The sequence below is a fragment of the Burkholderia sp. E168m23 genome, from assembly GCF_016586125.1.
GTDB classification, from domain to species: Bacteria; Pseudomonadota; Gammaproteobacteria; order Burkholderiales; family Burkholderiaceae; genus Burkholderia; species Burkholderia orbicola.
Genome location: NZ_BCPP01000819.1, coordinates 1 through 3,316, shown reverse-complemented (window position 1 = coordinate 3,316; position 3,316 = coordinate 1). Strand labels below are relative to the sequence as shown.

At 68.9% G+C, this 3,316-nt stretch carries 4 protein-coding genes; all 4 read right to left on the bottom strand.

The window, feature by feature from the left end:
* On the bottom strand, positions 1–111 hold a 111-nt coding region (locus JMF90_RS30225), incomplete at its 3' end, for an inner membrane CreD family protein (protein ID WP_201325815.1).
* A gap of 103 nt (positions 112–214) precedes the next feature.
* Entirely contained in the window at positions 215–1,666 is a 1,452-nt protein-coding gene (gene creC, locus JMF90_RS30220) for a two-component system sensor histidine kinase CreC (protein WP_011547346.1), read from the bottom strand.
* 15 nt (positions 1,667–1,681) lie between these two features.
* Complete coding sequence (gene creB / locus JMF90_RS30215; protein ID WP_011547345.1) at positions 1,682–2,395, bottom strand: two-component system response regulator CreB; 714 nt, start codon at positions 2,393–2,395, stop codon at positions 1,682–1,684.
* Positions 2,396–2,484: 89 nt separating this feature from the next.
* Positions 2,485–3,198, bottom strand: a complete 714-nt coding sequence (locus JMF90_RS30210) for an SDR family NAD(P)-dependent oxidoreductase (protein WP_011547344.1) — start codon at positions 3,196–3,198, stop codon at positions 2,485–2,487.
* Positions 3,199–3,316: the final 118 nt, after the last annotated feature.

Sequence of the window (3,316 nt, the reverse complement as noted above, 5' to 3'; positions counted from 1 at the left end):
CCGGTAATCGGCGCGTTCCCGCACGATGCTCTGGACCATCTGCAGCGGGATCAGGATCGCCAGCGCGAGAAACGCGGTGATCATGGACTTGAACAACAGGACTCGATTCATTGCTGGCAGGTACCGGAGTGGAAGGTACGTTCAGCATGAGCGGCCCCGGTGAAGGGCGATTGAAGCCGGCGTGAAGCGAATGTGTGGCGAGCGTGAAGCGCGGTCAGCCGGCCGACGGCAGCGTGAGCGTCGCGCACGCGCCGCCTTCCGCGCGGTTCGCGAGCGCGATCTGGCCGCGATGCAGCATCGCGACTTCGCGGACGAAACACAGCCCGAGGCCCGTGCTGCGATCCTGTCCGTCGGGCCGCGGCAGCGAATAGAAGCGTTCGAACACGCGCGACAGCGCATAGTCGGGCACGCCGGGGCCGTCGTCGTCGACGCGCACGACCGCGACGTGCGCCCGCCCCGCCGGCTGCCGCTCGAGCGCGATCCGGATCGTGCTGCCTTGCGGCGCGAAATCCAGCGCGTTGTCGAGCAGGTTGCCGAGCGCCTGCCGCAGCAGGAACGGATCGCCGTCGACGACCGCCGGATCGGCCGCATCGTTCGCATCGATCCGCAGGCTCACGCCGCGCTGCCGCGCGCGCGGCTCGATATCGTCGACGAGCTGTTCGAGCACCGGCCGCAGCGCGACCGGCTCGTGCACCGACAGGCGCTGCTTCTGCTCGACCTCGGCCAGCGCGAGCAGCTTGCGGATCATCTGTTCGAGGCGGCCGGCCTGGCGGCGGATGTTCTCGGTGAAGCGCCGGCGGTTCGCGACCGGCATGTCTTCCTGCAACAGTTCGGCCGCACCACTGATCGCGGCCAGCGGGCTTTTCATCTCGTGCGTGAGCGTGTGGATGTAGGTTTCGACGTACTGGCGGTCTTCGAGCCGCTGATGCATGCTTTCCACCGCGCGCCCCAGTTCGGCCAGTTCGTTCGCGCCCTGCAGCGGCATCGGTGCGCGCTCGCCGGCCGCAATCGCGCGCGCATAGCGCTGCAGGCGCCGCAACCCGAGCACCAGCCACCACGTGCACGCGGCGCCGATCAGGATCGCGCCGCCCATCAGCAACGCGCCGTACAGCATGATCTTGCGCTGGCTGCGCGCGATGAACGGCGCGACCGTCTGGTTCGGTTTCGCGATCGTCAGCACACCGATGATCTCGTTGCCGCGCCGGATCGGCGCCGCCACGTGCATCACGGTGCTGCCGTCGTCGTTCGGATCGCTGCGCGTGCTGCGCGCGCCGTATTCGCCGCGCAGCGTCCGGTACACGTCGTTCCAGCGCGAATAGTCCTGCCCGAGCGCGCTGCCGGACGAGTCGTAGCGCACGATGCCGTGCGCGTCGGTGATGTAGAGGCGGTAGCCGATCGCGTTCTTCTGGATACCCCACACGTTCGCGCTGACCGGGCGCTCGTGCAGTTTCCCGAGCTGCCGCGCGAATGTGCCGTCGGCAATGCGCCCGTTCGCCATGTCGTCGGCCGCCAGCGTCGCCAGTACCTGCGCGGTATCGACGAGCGTGTCCTCCATCGCTTCGCGCACGCCGGGCTTCACCTCCTGCACGAACACGCGCAGCGTGATCAGCGCGGCCAGGCCGACGATCAGGAAAAAGCCGAAGAAGATGCGCAGGCCGATATGCATGGGCGGTGCCGCTCGTTACGGTTGCAGCGAATAACCCATGCCGCGATGCGTGCGGATCGGGTCGCGCTCGGGATCGATCGCGCGCAGCTTGGCGCGCAGCGTCTTGATGTGCGTGTCGACCGTGCGGTCGGCCGAATCGAGCGCCTCGTGCCACACGAGATCCATCAATTGTTCGCGCGAGTAGATGCGCCCCGGATGCCGGACCAGCAGCACCATCAGCCCGAATTCGTAGCGCGTGAGGTCCAGCGCGTGGCCGAGCCACGACACGCGCGCGCCGTCGGTGTCGAGCGTGAAGCCGGAGGCGACCGGTGCCGGCGCGTCGGCCGAAGCGGGTGCGGGCGCCGGTTCCGGTGCGGCCGTCCGGTGAAAGCGGCGCAGGATCACGCGGACCCGCGCGGCCAGTTCGCGCGGCGAAAACGGCTTGACGACGTAATCGTCGGCGCCGATCTCGAGCCCGACGATCCGGTCGATCTCGTCGTGCCGCGCGGTCAGGAAGATCACCGGAATATCGGTGAACGTGCGCAGCCGCCGGCATACCTCGAAGCCGCTGAGGTCCGGCAGGCCGACATCGAGCACCACGAGATCGACATGCGTGTCGCGCAGGCGGTCGAGCGCCGCCTGCGCGAGCGTGCAGTGGACGGTCTGCATGCCGTCGGTGCCGAGGGCATAGACGATCGTGTCCGCGATCGCCTGTTCGTCTTCGACGATCAGGATGGTGGGCTGAGTCATGGTCTCAGGTTCGGGTCTCGGGTTCCGGCCGTGCAAGCCGGTGCGACATTGTACGCACGGCCGAACCCGGCGAGCCTTCCTCCGGCGTACTACGCGACGCGGCCGCTCACCGGAATCGACGCACCGGTGATCGCCTGCGCGTCGGCCGACAGCAGGAATCCGATCGTCGCCGCGAGTTGTTCGGGGCGGACCCAGCGCGAGAAGTCGGCGTCGGGCATGTCCTTGCGGTTCGGCGGCGTGTCGATGATGCTCGGCAGCAGCGCGTTCACGGTCACGCCGCGATCGAGCAGTTCCGCCGCCAGCGCCTCGGTGAGCCGCGTGACGCCCGCCTTCGCGGCCGCATACGCGCCCATCCCCGCGCCGGCCTTGAACGCCGCGCCCGCGCCGATGTTGACGATGCGGCCGGCCTGGCTCGCCACCAGGTACGGCAGCGCGGCCTTCGACGCGTTCAGCGCCGTCTTCACGTTCAGTTCGTACATGCGGTCCCACGTGGCGGCATCGCCGTCGGCGATCGTCTGCCACACGAATGCGCCGGCGATGTTCAGCAGCGCGTCGACCCGGCCGAATTCGCGGTTGACCGTGTCGAGCGCCTGCACGGCGGCCTGCGGATCGACGAGATCGATGCCGCCGATGCGCAGCGCATCGGCCGGCACGCCGGGCAGCGTCTGCGCCGCCGGCGCCGCGCCGCGGCCGATCAGCGCGACGCGTGCGCCGCGCTCGCCGAGCCACGCGGCCGTCGCGACGCCCAGATGACCGAAGCCGCCGGTGATCGCGACTGCCTTGCCTTTCAGGTCGTGTTCCATCGATGTGTTCTCCTGGATCGAGGGTGATGGGATGAAATGCCGACAGCGTAGCGCCGTTCACGCGTTCGTGCGCACGGGATGAAGGTGCGGCAGCGCGGTTCCTCGGTCGTTTCGCTTC